The sequence below is a fragment of the Methylobacterium sp. E-012 genome (assembly GCF_057836545.1).
Genome location: NZ_JBYQEY010000002.1, coordinates 62,243 through 79,254, shown reverse-complemented (window position 1 = coordinate 79,254; position 17,012 = coordinate 62,243). Strand labels below are relative to the sequence as shown.

The following is a 17,012-nucleotide window of genomic DNA, read 5'->3' as shown; positions in this document are numbered from 1 at the left end:
GTTAGATGCAACCGCTCCACGACGTGAGTGTCACCGTTATTCGGTACCCCGACCGCTTCGCCGACGGCGATGAAGGCCTGCGGTAAGATCGCGACCGTGTCGATGACGAGCGTATCTCCCTCCCATCGGCCGATCGACTCGCCGTGCAGCGAGAGGTCGGGATCCTCTGCGTGAGAGCGTCCGTCCGTATAGATCCTGCGTATCCGGTTGCCGTCGACCTCTCCGAGCATTGTGATACGACCTGGCGTTACAAGTAACTCAAAGGGATTGTGCGTTATTAGCATCCAGCTCGGCATTCCGTGCGGGAGGCAGTGGCTTAGCACAAGGAACGGCCGGCCAGATTTTTGTTCGTTTTGAAGATGCTGTACTTGCTTGCGCGCAACGTCATTCCAGGGTGGTATATTTGTTTTCTCTTGCCGCATCTGATCTGCGACGTCCGGCAACCAGACGCCCGATAGGTCCGGTTCAGCCAAGGCCGCACTCGGACCGAGAGCGCAACAGGCTATGCAGCCCAAGAAAAGATGTAGCCGATTAAGCATACAATCAGGCTACACGATCTGAGCCCACAAATGCAAGAACATGCGCGACTACGGCTTCGCACTCAAAGCCTTGAGGATGGCCTCTGTCAGGTCCTGTTTCGAGAGAGAAACAATATGTCAGCGCGCCGCCGTAGTGACATAACAGGTGCCCCAATGGGCCTGCTCGGAAGCGTAGTCATCTTGGTTGCTCCGCGTTGGGGTTGAAAGAAGCAAACTCTGCAATGGGGGTTGAAGCGACTGCCTTTAGCCCAGCGTGTCCGACCCTAGTGGTGCGAGTCTAACGCTTGGTGCCCGCGTTTGGCGGCTTGGATGATGCGATCCGGGTCCGCGGTCCAGACGAAGGGTTTTGGATCCCCGTTGCTCTCGGCAATGAAGCGTTTGATGGCTGCCTGAACCTCGACGAGAGTGCGGCCGGATGCTGTTGTAGTGCGTCCGCCACTGCTCGATTACGACGCTGGCTTCCTTGAGGGTGTAGAACACCTCGCCGTTGAGGAGTTCATCCCGCAGCTTTGCGTTGAAGCTCTCGCAGTACCCGTTCTCCCACGGACTGCCAGGCTCGATGTAGGCGGTCTCTGAGCTGACCGCTGCGATCCAATCTCGGACAGATCGAGCGATGAACTCAGGCCCATTGTCCGAGCGGATATGGCCAGGCACGCCGCGCAGGCTGAAGAGATCCGAGAGGACATCGATCACATCGTGCGCCTTCAGCTTACGTGATACGCGGATCGCCAGGCACTCACGGGTGAACTCATCGAGGACATTCAGCATCCGGTATTTGCGACCGTTATGCGTCCGGTGCTCGACGAAGTCGTACGACCAGACATGGTCGGGTCGCTCTGGCCGCAGGCGTTTGCCCGAGCCGTCGTTGAGCCAGAGGCGGGCCCGCTTCGGCTGTCGCGCTGGAACCTTGAGCCCCTCCCGCCGCCAGATCCGTTCGACCCGCTTCACGTTGACCGTCCAGCCATCGCGCCTGAGCAGCGCGGTGATCCGACGGTAGCCGTAGCGCCCGTACTGGAGAGCCAGCGCGACGATGGCGGTGGTCAGTGCGGCCTCGTCCTCGACCACCACGGCGCACTTGCGCTGTGTCGAGCGGTGCTGACCGAGAACGCGGCAAGCGAACCGTTCCGATACGCCATGCTCGGCCACGACGTAGTCGACGCAAGCCCGGCGGCGAGCCGGGCTCAGAAGTTTCCCGAAGCCGCCTCCTTCAGGATCAGCTTTTCCAGGGTCAGGTCGGAGATCGCCCGGCGGAGGCGCTGGTTCTCAGTCTCTAGAGACTTCAGCCGCTTGACCTGATCCCCCTTCAAGCCGCCGTACTCGGATCGCCAACGATAGTACGTGACCTCCGTCACCTCGATGGACCGAATTGCTTCAGAGACCTTGCGGCCTTGCGAGACCAAGACATCGACCTGGCGCAGCTTGGCGACGATCTCTTCAGCCGTATGCTTCTTCCGACGCATCAAAACATCCTCCACATGGCTCGAAGCCATACCTCAGGGAGGACCACTTTTCAGGGGGCAGGCCACTTCGCCCCGCAAGCCGCGTCACGGATGGTGCAACCCGACCGCGCAGGTGTAGCGCTTCGACGATTGCTGCGTTGGCGTCCGCCAAATTAGGCGTACGGAAGCCAAAACACACGATATTGAGCTGCGTCGGAGCGAGCAGCTCAAGCTCTGGATGGGCAACGACGAGATCGGAGAGGTAGCGCGCCAGCTGACAGGTCCGATCGATCACGTAACCGATCGCCTCTGTTCCGTACGTTTTTAGGGTGAACCACACCTTCAAGGCGCGGAAGCCCCGTGACAGATCCGGTCCGTAATCGCACGGCCACCACGCGCCCGCGGCGAGACCCGTCTCAGCCCGGCTGAGGTAGGCAGCCTCGCTGGCGAAGGTTTGCCGGAGCCGATCACCCTCGCTCACCAGGAGGCAGCCAGCATCGTAGGGAACCTGTCCCCACTTGTGCCAGTCGAAAGCCACGGAGTCGGCCCGGGCCAGACCTTTGAGTTTCGGTCGAAGCGCGGGCGACAGCACCGCTAGGGCACCGTAGGCGCCGTCGACGTGAAGGCTCAGGTTCTCGACCGCGGCGATATCGGCGAGGCCGTCGAGGTCGTCGATCGCGCCTGTATCTACCGAGCCCGCCGTGCCGATTAGCAGGAAGGGGTGGAAACCCGCTGCCTTGTCTGCTGACACCCGCGCCCTCAGCTCGGTGAGCCGCATGCGATGGCTCTCGTCCACCGGTATGACGCGCAGGGCGTCCGAGCCGATACCGGCCATATCGAGCGCACGTGCCACGCATCCATGCACGGCGGCAGAGGCATAGGCCGTGAGCTGTTGGCCATCTGCGATCAGGCCGTCTCGCCTGGACGCGGTACCCAACGCGCGGGCGCGGGCAACCAGGACCGCCATGAAGTTGGCCATCGAAGTGCCGGTCAGGAATATGCCGGCTGAACCTCCGGAAACTCCAGCAGCTGACGGGTCCAGCCGATCACCTCCTGTTCGATCTCGATGGCCATGTGATCGCGACCGCCCGCATTCGCGTTCAAGCCGGCTGCCAGCATCTCCGCCAGCATACCGACAGGCGTTCCACCACCCTGCACCCATCCCATAAAACCGGGATGCGCGTTGCCGCTGCCGTAAGGCAGGATGTCGTCCATGAACTCGGAGCAGACCACAGCAACATCGCTTCCCTCGACCGGGATCGGGGAACGATGCCGGGCGCGCAACTCCTCGGGAGGCGCCTTCCAGACAGGCCGATCACGCAGCGTCCGCGTGTGATCGCACATCGCAGTCAGCATGATTGCCGCCTGTGTGCGGAAGGCTTCCCAATCCCGAGGATCGAGATTGTTGGGCGCATGCATGCCGAAACCCTTGTGGTCAGGTTGGCATAGTCAGATCGACATGGTTAGCACATCGTAAATTCTTAACCCGGGGCCACTCGCGGCCGGTGCGCGGCCGAGGAGCTGCCTGATCGGGCTGAGAACGTTCACTTGGACTTCGTGCGCGTCTGCATAGGAGCGCGACAGCCTGGCCTGCTGGTACTCAGTCTTCCGGCTCAACGCAGGCGTTCATGAAAGCCGTGCGGTCTGAGCCCCTGAGCTTCTTCTGCGAAGCCTCGCGCTTGCAGCGCGTCAGCACATCCGGGTCAACATCGGTCATCGCATCGTCATTGCTCTGAACCGAGCCGGTTATCGGCTTCTCCGCAAGCGCGGGCGCGCCCTGTGCGAGCATCGACGTCGTGAGGGCCGAGAGGGCTACCGCGGCCAGGATCGACCGTGTCATCGCTATTCTGCCTGAGCTACACTATATGAGCGTCCATTCTCGCCGAAATCTGCGGCGAAGGTTCGGCGGAATGTGCCTTCCACGGGCGCCCTACGTCTCAGCAGCTTCCTTAGCCTTCCGCGGTCGATCAGCCCGCTTCGGCTTCCCAGCGACCATCGATGCGGGCTCAACAGCCTTCATCGCTGCTGACCGAACAGCGGAGCGGGTATGGCTGATGACCCGTGAGTAAAGGGCCATCTGGGTTTGCGACAAGCCCATGACCGTTCGCTATGGCGATTGCGGGACGTTTAAGGAACGGACACGGCCTGCAGTTTGGCTCCGGGGCTGCGTGCTCCTAGCCGGTTGCCGCCGCGAGAACAGCGAGATCAGGATCGGCATCACGACCAGGATCAGGGCGGGTGCCAGCAGAATGCCGCCAACCACCACCAGCGCCAGCGGCTTTTGCACCTGCGAACCGATGCCGGTCGAGATCGCCGCCGGCAGCAGGCCGACGCAGGCCGCAACACAGGTCATCATCACCGGCCGCATCCGAACCGTCGCCGCGTGAGACACCGCATTCCGGCGCTGCCAGCCGTCAGCGACGAGCTGGTTGTAGTAGGCGAGCAGGATCACGCCTTCCATGGTCGAGATACCGAACAGTGCGATGAAGCCGATCGCCGCCGAGACCGAAAACGGGGTCCCCGTCAGCACGAGCGCGAAGATGCCGCCGACCATCGCCATCGGGATCACCGACAGCGTCAACAGCATGTCGGCGGCCGACGAGAAGTTGATGTAGAGTAGCAGCGCAATCAGCGCGAGCGTGATCGGGACGACGACCTTGAGCCGCGCGATCGCGTCCTGCAGGTTCCCGAACTCGCCGACCCATTCGAGATGCGAGCCGGGCGGCAGTTGGATCTGCTGGGCGACCCGGTTCTGCGCCTCGATGACAGCACTGCCGAGGTCGCGGCCGCGCACCGAGAACTTAACCGGGATGTAGCGTTCCTGGCCCTCGCGATAGATGAACGAGGCGCCCGACACGAGTTCGACCGTGGCGATCTCGGAGAGCGGGACCGGGACCACGCCGCCGCTGGGGTTCGTGGCACCCACCGTGATGTTGCGGATGGTGGCGAGGTCGCGGCGGTAGGCCGAGGCCAGCCGCACGCGCATCGCGAAGTGCCGATCCGAGCCATACTCGTAGAGGTCGCCCGCCGTCTGACCGCCGATCGCCGCCTGAACCGTGGTGTTCACATCTCCAGGCGCCAGTCCATATCGAGCCGCCTTCTCGCGATCGACGGTGATGCGGACCGTGGGCTGACCCAGCGAGGTGAAGATTGCCAAGTCGGTGATGCCCGTCACCTCGGCCAGCGTCGCCTTGATCTGCTCAGCCGCTTGCGAGATCGCGTTCAGATCGTTGCCGTAAACCTTGACGGAGTTCTCGCCCTTTACGCCGGACGCGGCCTCCTCGACATTGTCCTGGATATATTGTGAGAAGTTGAACTCCACGCCTGGAAACTGCTCCTCCAGTTTCTTCGACATGTCCGCGACCAGCCGCTCCTTCGTCAACCCGGACGGCCAGGTCTCCTCGTCAGTCAGGGGTGCGAAGATCTCGACGTTGAAGAAGCCGGTGGCATCCGTGCCATCGTCGGGTCGGCCGTGCTGGGTCAGCGTGGTCTCAACCTCCGGATACGCCTTGAGCACAGCGCGCATTCGATTGACGTAGGCGTTCGCCGCCTCAAGTGAGATCGAGGGCGGCATGGTCCCGCGGATCCAGAGATTGCCCTCTTCGAGCTTGGGCAAGAATTCGAGGCCGAGTGAGCGGACCATCGTACCGGCGACGAGCAGGACGACGAGCATCGCGCAGAGCGACAGGACTTTGTTGCCCAGGGCAAAGCGCAGGAAGTGCGAGTGCCCGAAGTGCAGGAGGCGGACGATGAGCGTGTCCCGCTCCTCCATCTCGTTCGGTAGGATTAGGGCAGACAGGGCCGGCGAGACGGTGAAGGTGGCCAGCAGACCACCGGCCAGCGCATAGGCGTAGGTCTTCGCCATTGGTCCGAAGATGTGCCCTTCGACGCCGCTCAGCGTGAACAGCGGCAGAAAACCGACGATGATGATCGTGGCCGAGAAGAAGATCGCCCGGTTCACCTCGGACGCGGCGAAGCTGATGGCGCCGAGCTTGCCCGTTAGGATCGAACCATCATCGCCCGCTTCATCGGCGTGCGTGTTCTGAGGGCCGGGATGCTCCGATAAGTGCCGGAAGACGTTCTCGACCATGATCACGGTGGCGTCGACGATGAGGCCGAAGTCGATCGCCCCGAGCGACAGTAGGTTGGCCGACTCGCCCCGAATGACCAGGATCGCCACCGCGAAGGCCAGGGCGAATGGGATCGTCGCTGCCACGATGATGGCGCTTCGCAGCGACCCTAAAAACAGCCATTGAACGACGAACACGAGCAGCACGCCGAAGACGAGGTTGTGCATCACCGTGTGGGTGGTTTTGCCGATCAACCCCGACCTATCGTAGAGGGGCACGATGTGCACGTCGGGTGGCAGGATGCCGCTCGTGTTGATCTTCTCGATCTCGGCCTCGACGCTCTGGATCGTCGGCAGACTCGGGCTTCCGCGTCGCAGCAACACGATGCCGAGGACGATGTCGTCCTGATCGTCGTGGCCGACGATGCCGAGGCGAGGCGCGTTCGAGATCCGGACCTCGGCGACGTCGCGCACGAGCACGGGCGTTCCGTTCACCTGCGTCAGCATGGTGTTGCGGATGTCGTCCGGGTCGCGGATCAAGCCGATGCCGCGCACCACGGCCGCCTGCTCGCCGATGTTCAGCGTCTGACCGCCGACGTTGATGCTGGAGTTGTTCAGCGCGGTGACGAGCTGCACCAGGGTCAGGCCCTGCCCTTGAAGCCGGGCGAGGTCGACGGCGATCTCATATTCCTTGGTCTTCCCGCCGAAGCCGGTGACGTCGATGACCCCCGGGATCGCCTTGAACCGGCGTTGCAGCACCCAGTCCTGCAGAGTCTTGAGGTCGGTTGGCGAGAACCCTTTCGGGCCGACCAGCTGATAGCGCATGATCTCGCCGATCGGGCTCGTCGGCGAGATCGAGGGCTGCGCGTTGTTGGGCAGCGGCGACAGCTGCGACAAGCGATTGAGAACCCGCTGCTCGGCCTCCTCGTAGGTGAAGTTGTAGTTGAACTGGACCTTCACGTCCGAGAGGCCGAACAGCGAGATGGTCCGCACGACCGTGGCATTCGGAATGCCGGCGAGCTGCACCTCCAGCGGGATGGTGATGTAGCGTTCGATCTCCTCGGCCGATTGCCCCGGGTTCTGAGTGATCACGTCGACGAGCGGCGGTACGGGATCGGGGTAAGCTTCGATGTTCAGCTGCGTGTAGCTGGCAACGCCGATCACGAGCGTCGTGACAAACAGTAGGAAGACGAAGACGCGTTGGCGCAGAACGAAGTTGATGACGCTGGTCATTGTCCCATTCCACGGCAAGCTGCACTAGAGAGGTTGAAGATCACGAGGCCTTCTCTCCGTTCGCCGCACGATCGATGAACAGGGCTCCGCGCGAGACAATCTGCTCGCCGGCCTGCAGGCCGGCGGTGACCTGAAGTAAGGTGCCGTTGCGAAGGCCGAGCTTGATCTCATGAGCCGCGACGGTTCCATCGGGCTGCAACACCCAGACGTGAGCCCCGTCGCCCTCCTGGACCACGGCGCTCTTCGGGACCGCGGGCCCGGTCACAGCCTTCCCCGTGCCGATGGCGAAGCGCGCGAACATCTCGGGCCTGAGTTCCCTATCGGGGTTCTCAACCTCACAACGGACCGCGAGACGGCGTGTCGCCGGATCTAAGCTCGCTGCGATGTAGCTGACGCGCGCCTTGAACACGCGATCGCCGAAGCCGTTGACCGTAGCCTCGACCGGCTGCCCCAGACGAACGTGCGGGATGTCACCCTCGCGGACGTCGGCGATCAACCACACGGTCGAGAGATTGCCGATGGTAAAGACCGGGTCACCGCCACCCGAGAGATACTGACCGAGGCCGACCTTGCGCTGCACGACCGTTCCGGCGATCGGCGCCTGGATAACCGTATCCGGGCTCATGCGGCTGTTCTTCTGGAACGCGGCGATCTCGGCGTCCGTCTTGCCCAAGATCCGCAAGCGGTTCTTGACCGCCTCCAACGCCGCCTCAGAGGTCTGCTCGTCGCTCTGTGCCGAGATCACGTCGTTCTGGGCACTCTCATAGTCTTTGAGCGCCGCGGCCTTGGCTTGGTAGAGGACCTGTTGGCGTGCAGCGATGGTTTGGTTGAGCTTGAGCTGCTCCTGAGCCTTGTTGAGAGCGTTGATCGCGCTCTGGAAGTCGTTCTGCGCCTGGACCATGTCGGTCACTTCGACCGTGAACAGGGGCTGGCCCGCCTTCACGTCGTCACCCGCTTTGGCGGCGATCTTGGTCACACGGCCGGCATACGGTGAGTAGACCGGCACGTTCTCGTCGTCGTTGAGCGTGATGCGTCCTTCGGCCGACCCTTCAGGTCGGAAATCGGTGGCTTCAACCGTCAAGATGCCGAAGGAGGCGAGCTGTGCTTTAGTCGGCCGAAACCCGTGTTCGACCACGGCACTGGTTTGCTGCCCTGTCTCTCCCAAGCCGCGCTCACCAGCTTGGTTGCCCGCCAACAAAGAAACGAAACCGAATGTCTTTCCAGCAAAGTCGCGAGCGATCTCCGGCCAAATAGCGATCGCCACGACACTTCCGATCAGAAGCATCAACACGACAGCAATCTTCACAGTTGGCGAGCCTCCAACGCTCGGTTGGAGAGCGCCTTCATTATAAATCTCTTCCCGCTCAAGCGGACTGCGCACATCCATTTCGAAGGCTTTCGTGCCGATCTTCAGAGCTCATATCATGCACAACGTATCTGTTCTGTAAGTATAAATTTATAATAAATACATAGATTAATAGAATTGATGATCAACTATCTATCGATAGCACAGAATATTCGTATTAATATGTCATAGTAAAACTTCGTCTCTAAACGCCGTCTTGTGTTATGATACGGCAGCCTCACTGACAACTGATAGATCTGACAGTCGATGCTGGCACGAGTTGACAGAGGCAACCTGAAGCCTGATTAGATGAAAGCCAAACATTAAGACATTATCGACGCAATCTATGGCTATAATACGTCATTGATATTGTTAGAAGTTCTATATGGCCGTAATCTAATTGAACTTACGCGCGCAACAGATTTTCAATTTTGAAATTGTCTTGCATCACATACGAAATCGGCTGTGGGTTCGCCGTGAGATAATGTTCAGAGACCAAACCAGCTACGCGCGTATGGCCAGAACAGTCCGAGTACGGCCAAGCACGCCACGATGGCTAACCGATTGAACAGCTTGCCCATGATTGAGGGCGGCTTCTTCGGCGGATGTTCGGCGGCCTGCCAGTAATATTTTTCCAGACGTAATGGTAGGTTACCCATCGAATTTCCTCGAGGCTGAGCCCACGGATCACAACTTGCCGATCGCGCGCCGGGTCGTACGGCGATGCGTGGACGCGCGCTTGCGTTGGTCCGCGAGGAATGCGTCGAACTCCGCTCCGAGCACCCCTCGCCGATCCGCGAGCTGCACCAGGAAGAAGTCGGGCGTCTCGTTCATCTCGACGATCACCGGCCCATGTGTGGTGCAGGCGATGTCCCATCCGATCAACGGCACGTGGCGCATCAAGCGTGCGCCCTCAACGGCGAGCGCGCACATCGCCTCCCACTGTGGATGAAGGAACCCGGCCAGCGGAGTGCCCGTGTCGGGATGGCGGGCGTGCTCGCAAAGTACGAGCCCAGTTCCCGAAACGACACGACCGAGCCGCCCGGATTGAACGTCGATCTGACCGAGAAGATTGCCGCTGCGCCAGTAGTTGTCGGCGATGTTGCCGCCCGCGGGCAGCTTCCAGGCGGCCCGGAACACGCGAGGTCCTTGCGAGTCCGCGAGTGTGAGGAAACGGACGGTGGCGAGGCGGGAGCCGCATAGGTCTCCGATAGACGGATCGGGCGCGACTAGCGGCTGGAATACGTAACCGTCGCGGTAGCTCTCATTGAGGGTATCGATGAGGGCGTCCACCGACAGGACGACACCATCTGATCGCTTCAATTCGCGCCTGGATGGCCTGCAGCCCGTGAGGCCGATCGATCCGAGGCTTTGAACTCCTTCGACGGGTTTGCCGAACATAGGATAGTTGGAAGGATCGAGAAGGAAGGCTTCGAGATCTCTGCGATCCGTGAGGACGCGTGCGACGCTACTCGATAGGCGCGGGGCGTAGATCCCTGTGATCGGGATCGTCGGGAACCCGTGTGCAGCGAGGTAGCTGCGGGAGGCGACCTTGTCGGTCATCAAGCCGAGCCAGTCGTGGCGGAAGTTTGCTTGGACGCAGAGGTCGCGGTTCCGCCTCTGACCGACATAGCTGTCTAGATTGCCCGCCGCGCGGATCTCGGGATCGAACAGCCGCAACCGGACGAAGTCGGTGAAACTGACACTGCCGGGACCGAACGCTAGCCGTGTGAACGACAATGCCAACGCGGCCGGCGTGAGGCCGCTTTGTCTGACAACGCCGATGAACAAGGAGGTCTCGATACCGCGTGGGGTTTCGGGGCGGCTATGATCGAGCATGGGTCGCCTGCCGAAGTCGCATAGAAACGCTTCGCCGATCGTCGCGTCGTGGAGTGAGGACGCAGGACTCACCAGTTCGGAATGTGAGGTGCCCACGGTCGGAGATGCCCTACGCTGTCGCCGAGGTAGTGACGGCGCGCGAGTACGATACGAGACCAGACGCGCTGCGGGATACTGTCAGGTCTGACAGGTCGACGTCGCAGAGGTTGAAGGCTCGGATGCGATGCGGATGTCCCATCCCGCTTCCGGTCGGCAGCGGGACTTCGACACAACCCCCTTTGCCAGACCGTCGAGGAGCTTCCAGCGGCGGTCATGAGATCACTAGGGCTTGATCAATCCTAAGCGAAGACAGGCGACGGTCGCCTGCATGCGTGTCGCAACTGCCAGCTTGCGCATGACCCGGTCGACATGGAAGTTCACGGTTCTTTCGCTGATGCCGAGGATGCTGGCGATCTCGGCCGAGGACTTGCCTTTGGCGATCCAGCCAAAGATCTCCCGTTCGCGCTCGGTCAGTTCGGAACCGGGCGCCTCGCTCTCAAGAGGAGCTGAACTGCGCGCTAGCACGTTGTGCAAGACCGCAAGCAGCAGCTCGAAGTCGATGGGCTTCGGTACGAAGTCGTCGCACCCGAGCCGCCGCGCCTCGATCTGGTTCTCGCGGCCCGAGAAGGCGGTGAGTACGACAAAGGGGGTCTGCAAGCCGGATGCGCGCAGCGAGCGGAGGAGGTCGAGGCCGCTGAGGCCGGGAAGGTCGAGGTCGCAGATGATGGCATCGTGGCCTTCTCCGAGACGCGCCTGACCCGCCGTACCGGTACTTGCCAGGTCGACCTGATAGCCCGCGTCGTTCAGCTCCTCTTGGATCAGCTCCGCGATAGCCGTGTCGTCCTCGACGCACAGGATCCGCTTGGTCATGGCGCGGTCCCGTCGGGGAGGTGAAGCCGAACGGTGGTGCCGCTACCCACCGAACTCTCGATCCGAACTTCCCCACCATGAGCTTCGACGAAGCGACATACCAGGTGCAGACCGATCCCGATGCCTTGGATACCACCGCTGTTGCGGGCTCGGTAGTAGGGCTCGAACACGCGGTCGAGTTCCCCTCGTGGGATGCCGGACCCATGGTCGGTCACCTCGATCATCGTGCCATAGAGCCGGTCGGACCGTGCGACCGTGACCACCACATCGGCCGGCGTGGGGGAGTATTTCACCGCATTGGAAACGAGGTTCGAGGCCGCTTGGTAAATTAGGTCGGGGTCGCCGCGCAACGCAGGTTCAGGCACGCGAATGTCGAGGCGGATGCGCGCGGGTTCGTAGGCTGTCACGAGGGGCTCTAGGAGGGCGCCCGCGTGGATGGCGATGCGGGACAGCGCGATGTCGCCCTGCCCAACCTCCGAGGCGAGTCGAATGCGCGCTATGAAGGCGTCGAGCCGAGCTGCGGCATGCCGGATCTTGTCGGTACGGGCGACGATGTCCTGCGGTGTCACGGTGCCTGCGAGCTTGGCCAAGCGGTAGCTCTGACCGTCGATGGAGGTCAAAGCGGTCGCGATCTCGTGGGTCAGGATCTGCACGAAGCGCTGGCCGGTCTCAGCCTTGCGCCGCTGTTCGACGAGATGAGCTTCCATGACGACGTGATTGCGCCGCCGCTGCTCGATCAGGAACGCCACGAGCCACTGTGCCGCAACCGCGATGACGCGATTGGCGACGAAGCTGAGCTGGATACCCTGCTCCGGCGGTCGCACGAACGAGCCGACAAGGGAGGCCACGGCACAGAGTGCGGCGAGGCGATAGGCGCTACCGGGCCCCGCGTAGACGGCGAGGAGGATGGGCAGCGTGTAGGCAAAGCAGATCGAAACGTTGTCGGACGGCTCGACGAGATCGGCCACGAACACAACCCCGATGACGATGGTAGCGAGATATAACTTCTCGAGGGAATGGTGGGTTCTCGGTTGCATATCCTGTTGCTGTTCCGAATATTGACCGATACGATTAAACTTACTAATCGTCTCCGTGATTATGCTATTCTCAATTACAAAATCATGCCATCAATGAGCCTAAAACCGTCGTGATTCCTTGAGACCCTGCTGTAATTTACACTGCCGAGTGGATCGCCTAAGCAATTGATATCACGCTGCTAACCCTGCCACGATGAAGTGGCGATAGACAAGTTGAACCGTAATGACATGGCGGTTCAGAAAATTAATTTGCAATTGTGTGAGAACTTAGGATGAAGGATTAAAAATCACCGTCTTCTAAGCCACTGGCTTGATCGCCGTCACGGGAGCGATGAAGCAGGAAGATCGAGTTTTGCGAACGTCAGCACTGTCTCGGTCTGTCTTACCGCCTGTGCAGCTTTTCCTGGCTCGCTTTGGTCGAGCCGCGTAGCGCCTAACCGCCTGAGGCTGATGAGAGCGATGCACCGTAGGCGAACGTAGAGGTGCGTCCGGACTGCTCAGTAAACGTGCCCTCCGCGATCAGACAGCGCTGTGGTCACGGTCCCGTGCAGGATGCCGGTTCCGGTGCAGCCGACGCTCATAGGCACCGAAGCCTGCTCGCGATCAAGCGTGAAGCTGCCGCTGCATACGACAAGCTTCCTCCCGTCTTGAGTGTAGAAGTTGACGTGCAGGAGGCGGACGGACGCGTGTCCCGTCAGGACAGTGCCGTCTGCGCGCCGGATCTTGAAGGGCAGGGTGTCGAGGCCATAGCTGCTGCCGCCTTCATCGGATCCGAATTGGAGGCCAGACATCGATTGGCCGCCGCAGCCGGATAGGATCGTGAGCAGTGCGCCGACAGAGGCGAAGAGCGCGCTGCCTCATAGATCCCTCGTTCGCCATACCGTTCGGCCGTTTGTATCGCACAGATCGCGGAATCGTGGCCGTGTTGGGTTGCTTCACGCAGAGTTCGGAGAAACCGCGGACACATCAGGTCGACAGTCCATCGCGGTCCGCCCGGCCTTGTTGGCGGCTGATGGATCATCGCGATGAAGAGGACCCGCCTGATCGCTGTCCTAAGCTTCCTTGCCCTTGCTGCGACCGCCTTCGCTGCCAGCGCTGCGCCGACGCTTACAAGCTGGAGTAAGTACGAGAGAAGCCCTCGGCCGGATGGCGCGTCCTCAGAGTGCCTGGACTACAGGCGTGGCGCCCAGGCAGCGGGAGGCGTGAAGTGGTACGTCTTCCAGGTCTACAACGACTGCAATCGGCGTGTACGGGCGGTGTGCGACATCGCCTATGCGCCGAACTGCAATTATGGGCAGGACGTAGTGGGCGCGGCTCACGTGGATGAGGCGATTGAGCCTTATGGTGAGACGCCCGTGTTCGGCCACTTCGTTCCGGCCGCTACCGGCAGCATGTCGGGCTGCTTCTTTGCTCGCTGTACCGTGGCAGCTCCTTAGCAGCGACCAGCACTGCCGGAGCCTCAGGGCGCGCCGCGGCTAGCTTGGGCTTTTCGGGTTGGCAGTCGGTATGTTAAGGAATCTACGGTTCCGCTGCAGGAATGTCACAGGCTCCTGAGTACCACCTCACTGAGTGGGTTGCGTATTTACATCATTCGGACGTCTGGAACACCGCAGTGAGGCGTCAGCTTCAGCGCCCGTGTTCGCCCATGCCACGATATTCGACCGGTACCCTGCCGACTGCACCATAGCAAGTTTCCGCGATGACATTGACCTCCTCAGCTGCGAGCGTGGGGATGCTCGGCCTTGCGGTTGTGCTGGGTCTGACGCCGTCCGCTCACGCCGACGATGACGGTCTGCGCGTAACGCGGCTGACCTCCGCCGACTTGGTCCTCATGCTAACGAACGTCTGCGAAGCCACCGATCCCTCGTCCTCGCATACGTGGAGCACTTCCCCGGAAGCCGTTCGCGCGGAGGCGCAGAGGGTCAAGGACCAGGTCAGCAAGCGCTTGAGCGAAGGCCAGCTGCTCTCGGTCTTGCGCCGAGCAGCAGACGCTGCTCGCGCTATCGCCTTGCAGGAAGTCGACGTCTTGAATGCCTCGGATCCTGCAGTGGAGCGGAGCAAAACGCTGTCGTGGTGCACCGGACCAGTGAGGTCGACAATCGAAAACTTTATGAGGGAGAACGCCACAGCACGTTGATCGGTGCTCGCTGGAGCAACGGAGCTTAGTCGTCGGTCTTCTGCGTCATATCCTCCTGAATAGGATCAAGCAAATGCGTCCCCACTGACCTGCTCAGCGGCATCTTGCACGGCGCGTGCCCAATGTGGACAGAAATGGGACTTGAGGTCGGCTCGGTGCCTTCGTTCCTGAACGTGCTGGCAACGCCGCATGAACGCGTCCGTCCAGACCGCAGCCGCCGTAAGCCCATCGTCCTGCGGCTCGACCTCGAAGTCCGCGAGGCCGCACACGGGGCATACGACCGATCTCATGAGAACCTCCGCTCACACCTCGACCTCGGTGCCAACCTCCATCACCTGCCGGGCTGGCACGCAGAAGTAGCTCGCCGTCTCCTCGGCGTTGCGCTGCATCAGCGCGAAGATTTCCTCGCGCCAGCCCGCCATGCCGGGATGCTTCTCCGAGGCGACGACCGTCTCATGGCTGATGAAGTAGGCCAGTGCCTCAACATCCACATCCAGCAACTGACCGCGCTCAACGGCCTGCCGTAAGGCGCGCGGGATGTGCACGTTGTCCATGAAGCCGAAGCGCAGGATGACCCGTGTGACGTCCTGGGTGACCGGCACCACCGCGACTTGCTCGGCCTCGGCCGCGTGCGGCACGTCCAGGCCCTGAATGGTCACCAGCAGCACGCGCTCGTGCAGCACCGGTAGATGCCGGACGAAATTCATCAGCGGCAGTGGCATGCCCTCGTCCGCCCAGGTCAGGAACGCGCCCGTGCCCGCGATGCGCGGCAGATGCTTGGCTTCGACTCGGCGCAGGAACTCATCTTCGGGCAGGCGCAGCTGCATCCGAGCTGTCTCCATCAACTGCGTGCCACGCCGCCACGTCAGCATCAGGAAGGCCACGCCCGCCGCCAAGAGAAGCGGAAACCAGCCGCCCTCGAACAGCTTCAGCGTGTTGGCGCTGAAGAAGGTTAGATCGACGAGCAGGAACGCGCCGTTGACCGCGAGCACGAGTGCGAGGTTGAAGCCCCAGTGCAGCGCGATCAGCGCCGCCAGCACGGTGGTGATCACCATCAGCAGCGACACGGCGATGCCGTAGGCGCCCGCCAGCGCATCCGAGGAGCCGAAGGCCAGCACCGCACCCAGCGTCGCGATGGCCAGGAGCCAGTTCACGATCGGCAAGTAGATCTGCCCGGCCTCATGCCGAGAGGTATGGACGATGCGCATGCGCGGGAAGAAGCCGAGCTTGATCGCCTGTTCGGTCAAGGAGAACGCACCGGAGATGATAGCCTGGGAGGCGATGACGGTGGCGAGCGTGGCGAACGCCACGAGCGGGTAGTGGATCCAGCTCGGCGCGAGCTGGAAGAACGGGTTGTCGACCGCACCCGGGTTTGAGAGCAGCAGGGCGCCCTGGCCGAGATAGTTCAGCACCAGGGCCGGCAGTACGATCGCGAACCACGCCATACGGATCGGTGCGCGCCCGAAATGGCCGAGGTCGGCGTACATCGCCTCTCCGCCGGTCACGGCCAGGAAGGCCGCGCCCAGCATGGCGAAGCTGACCGGTAGATGGGCGGTGAGGAGGTAATGGACGGCGTGGAACGGGTTCAGGGCCGCCAGGATCTCGGGGTTCTGCCGGATGCCGGCTGCGCCGACGGCCGCGATGGTGGCAAACCACAGCAGCATGACCGGCCCGAACAGGCGCCCGATGAAGCCGGTGCCTTTCCGCTGAACTGAGAACAGGCCGATTAGGATGACGACGGTGGCCGGTACCACGAAGGGCGTCACGCCGGGGGCATCGACCTTCAGGCCCTCGACGGCTGAGAGCACTGAGATGGCCGGGGTGATCGCGCCATCGCCATAGAGCAGCGCGGCCCCGATCAGACCGACGACGAGCAGGATGGCGCGCCACGAGCGTCGCGGTGCGTGCCGTGCACCGAGCAGAGCGAGCATGGCCACGATGCCGCCCTCGCCGTGATTGTCCGCGCGCAGGATCAAGACGGCGTACTTGAGTGCGACGATGAGGAACAGCGACCAGAGGATGAGGGAGACGGAGCCGAGCACCGCGTCGTGCTGGAGGGTGCCGCCTGCGGCTGCGACCTTGACGGTCTCCTTGAGCGCGTAGAGCGGACTGGTGCCGATATCGCCATAGACGATGCCGAGTGCGCCGAGGGACAGGGCAATGGAGGCGGTTCGTGCCGGAAGCTGCGCTTCGGCAGCCTGGATCGCAACAGTCACGGTTGATCTCCCCGACAGCCACGCGAGGGCGATGAGCGCTGTTCCCGCTGGCTTTCTCGATCTCAGACGCCTGGTGAGCCGAAATAGATCCGCGTGATCGGGGGCGGATACATCCCCGCTGCCCGCGCAGCGATCCGGCTGTCGCAAAGGGGAAGGAGCCGCGGTTTTGAAGGGGGCGTGGACCAGGCACCTCGGAAAGAGACTTTGAGCCTACCAGCGGATATGTCGGCAATCCGACCGTTTTCCCGA

The 17,012-nt window shown here is 62.0% G+C and carries 12 protein-coding genes and 3 pseudogenes; 1 reads left to right on the top strand and 14 read right to left on the bottom strand.

Annotated features, from left to right (window positions below; translation table 11 throughout):
* The 13 genes and pseudogenes from AC3IF1_RS29010 to AC3IF1_RS28950 form a co-directional block, all read right to left on the bottom strand.
* A pseudogene (locus AC3IF1_RS29010) lies at window positions 1-473 on the bottom strand (hypothetical protein); the annotation flags it as partial.
* 329 nt (window positions 474-802) lie between these two features.
* A pseudogene (locus AC3IF1_RS29005) lies at window positions 803-946 on the bottom strand (IS630 family transposase); the annotation flags it as partial.
* Window positions 933-1,999: pseudogene (locus tag AC3IF1_RS29000) on the bottom strand (IS3 family transposase); the annotation flags it as partial. The pseudogenes AC3IF1_RS29000 and AC3IF1_RS29005, both read right to left, overlap by 14 nt.
* Window positions 1,974-2,957: a pyridoxal phosphate-dependent decarboxylase family protein gene (locus AC3IF1_RS28995; RefSeq protein ID WP_489220580.1), complete on the bottom strand. Its 984-nt coding sequence runs from the start codon at window positions 2,955-2,957 to the stop codon at window positions 1,974-1,976. The pseudogene AC3IF1_RS29000 and the gene AC3IF1_RS28995, both read right to left, overlap by 26 nt.
* Before the next feature lie 11 nt (window positions 2,958-2,968).
* The gene (locus AC3IF1_RS28990) at window positions 2,969-3,397 is read right to left on the bottom strand and encodes a hypothetical protein (RefSeq protein WP_489220579.1); all 429 of its coding nucleotides are present in this window, start codon (window positions 3,395-3,397) and stop codon (window positions 2,969-2,971) included.
* A 181-nt stretch (window positions 3,398-3,578) separates the two neighbouring features.
* Window positions 3,579-3,818, bottom strand: a complete 240-nt coding sequence (locus AC3IF1_RS28985) for a PsiF family protein (RefSeq protein ID WP_489220578.1) — start codon at window positions 3,816-3,818, stop codon at window positions 3,579-3,581.
* Between the two features lie 267 nt (window positions 3,819-4,085).
* Window positions 4,086-7,280, bottom strand: a complete 3,195-nt coding sequence (locus AC3IF1_RS28980; protein WP_489220577.1) for an efflux RND transporter permease subunit — start codon at window positions 7,278-7,280, stop codon at window positions 4,086-4,088.
* Between the two features lie 40 nt (window positions 7,281-7,320).
* Window positions 7,321-8,667: an efflux RND transporter periplasmic adaptor subunit gene (locus AC3IF1_RS28975; protein ID WP_489220576.1), complete on the bottom strand. Its 1,347-nt coding sequence runs from the start codon at window positions 8,665-8,667 to the stop codon at window positions 7,321-7,323.
* Between the two features lie 446 nt (window positions 8,668-9,113).
* Window positions 9,114-9,284, bottom strand: a complete 171-nt coding sequence (locus AC3IF1_RS28970; protein WP_489220575.1) for a hypothetical protein — start codon at window positions 9,282-9,284, stop codon at window positions 9,114-9,116.
* A gap of 28 nt (window positions 9,285-9,312) precedes the next feature.
* The gene (locus AC3IF1_RS28965) at window positions 9,313-10,464 is read right to left on the bottom strand and encodes a sugar-transfer associated ATP-grasp domain-containing protein (RefSeq protein WP_489220574.1); all 1,152 of its coding nucleotides are present in this window, start codon (window positions 10,462-10,464) and stop codon (window positions 9,313-9,315) included.
* A gap of 321 nt (window positions 10,465-10,785) precedes the next feature.
* Window positions 10,786-11,373 (bottom strand): response regulator transcription factor, encoded by a 588-nt coding sequence (locus tag AC3IF1_RS28960; protein ID WP_489220573.1) that lies wholly within the window; start codon window positions 11,371-11,373, stop codon window positions 10,786-10,788.
* Window positions 11,370-12,341 (bottom strand): sensor histidine kinase, encoded by a 972-nt coding sequence (locus AC3IF1_RS28955; protein WP_489220572.1) that lies wholly within the window; start codon window positions 12,339-12,341, stop codon window positions 11,370-11,372. Before AC3IF1_RS28955 ends, AC3IF1_RS28960 begins: the two co-directional genes overlap by 4 nt.
* A gap of 566 nt (window positions 12,342-12,907) precedes the next feature.
* Window positions 12,908-13,201, bottom strand: a complete 294-nt coding sequence (locus AC3IF1_RS28950; RefSeq protein ID WP_489220571.1) for a hypothetical protein — start codon at window positions 13,199-13,201, stop codon at window positions 12,908-12,910.
* Between the two features lie 941 nt (window positions 13,202-14,142).
* Between AC3IF1_RS28950 and AC3IF1_RS28945 the strand changes: the two genes are divergently transcribed.
* Window positions 14,143-14,547, top strand: a complete 405-nt coding sequence (locus AC3IF1_RS28945) for a hypothetical protein (RefSeq protein ID WP_489220570.1) — start codon at window positions 14,143-14,145, stop codon at window positions 14,545-14,547.
* 302 nt (window positions 14,548-14,849) lie between these two features.
* Here AC3IF1_RS28945 and AC3IF1_RS28940 read toward each other — a convergent pair whose 3' ends face one another.
* A complete protein-coding gene (locus AC3IF1_RS28940) occupies window positions 14,850-16,703 on the bottom strand; it encodes a potassium transporter Kup (protein ID WP_489220583.1) in 1,854 nt (617 codons plus the stop codon).
* Window positions 16,704-17,012: the final 309 nt, after the last annotated feature.

What these genes read in the sequence shown, in the direction of transcription:
- AC3IF1_RS28980 (WP_489220577.1), bottom strand. Translation starts at nt 7,280, where the DNA reads ATGACCAGCGTCATCAACTTCGTTCTGCGCCAACGCGTCTTCGTCTTC.
- AC3IF1_RS28990 (WP_489220579.1), bottom strand. Translation starts at nt 3,397, where the DNA reads ATGCATGCGCCCAACAATCTCGATCCTCGGGATTGGGAAGCCTTCCGC.
- AC3IF1_RS28965 (WP_489220574.1), bottom strand. Translation starts at nt 10,464, where the DNA reads ATGCTCGATCATAGCCGCCCCGAAACCCCACGCGGTATCGAGACCTCC.
- AC3IF1_RS28960 (WP_489220573.1), bottom strand. Translation starts at nt 11,373, where the DNA reads ATGACCAAGCGGATCCTGTGCGTCGAGGACGACACGGCTATCGCGGAG.
- AC3IF1_RS28985 (WP_489220578.1), bottom strand. Translation starts at nt 3,818, where the DNA reads ATGACACGGTCGATCCTGGCCGCGGTAGCCCTCTCGGCCCTCACGACG.
- AC3IF1_RS28950 (WP_489220571.1), bottom strand. Translation starts at nt 13,201, where the DNA reads ATGTCTGGCCTCCAATTCGGATCCGATGAAGGCGGCAGCAGCTATGGC.
- AC3IF1_RS28970 (WP_489220575.1), bottom strand. Translation starts at nt 9,284, where the DNA reads ATGGGTAACCTACCATTACGTCTGGAAAAATATTACTGGCAGGCCGCC.
- AC3IF1_RS28945 (WP_489220570.1), top strand. Translation starts at nt 14,143, where the DNA reads ATGCTCGGCCTTGCGGTTGTGCTGGGTCTGACGCCGTCCGCTCACGCC.
- AC3IF1_RS28975 (WP_489220576.1), bottom strand. Translation starts at nt 8,667, where the DNA reads ATGGATGTGCGCAGTCCGCTTGAGCGGGAAGAGATTTATAATGAAGGC.
- AC3IF1_RS28995 (WP_489220580.1), bottom strand. Translation starts at nt 2,957, where the DNA reads ATGGCCAACTTCATGGCGGTCCTGGTTGCCCGCGCCCGCGCGTTGGGT.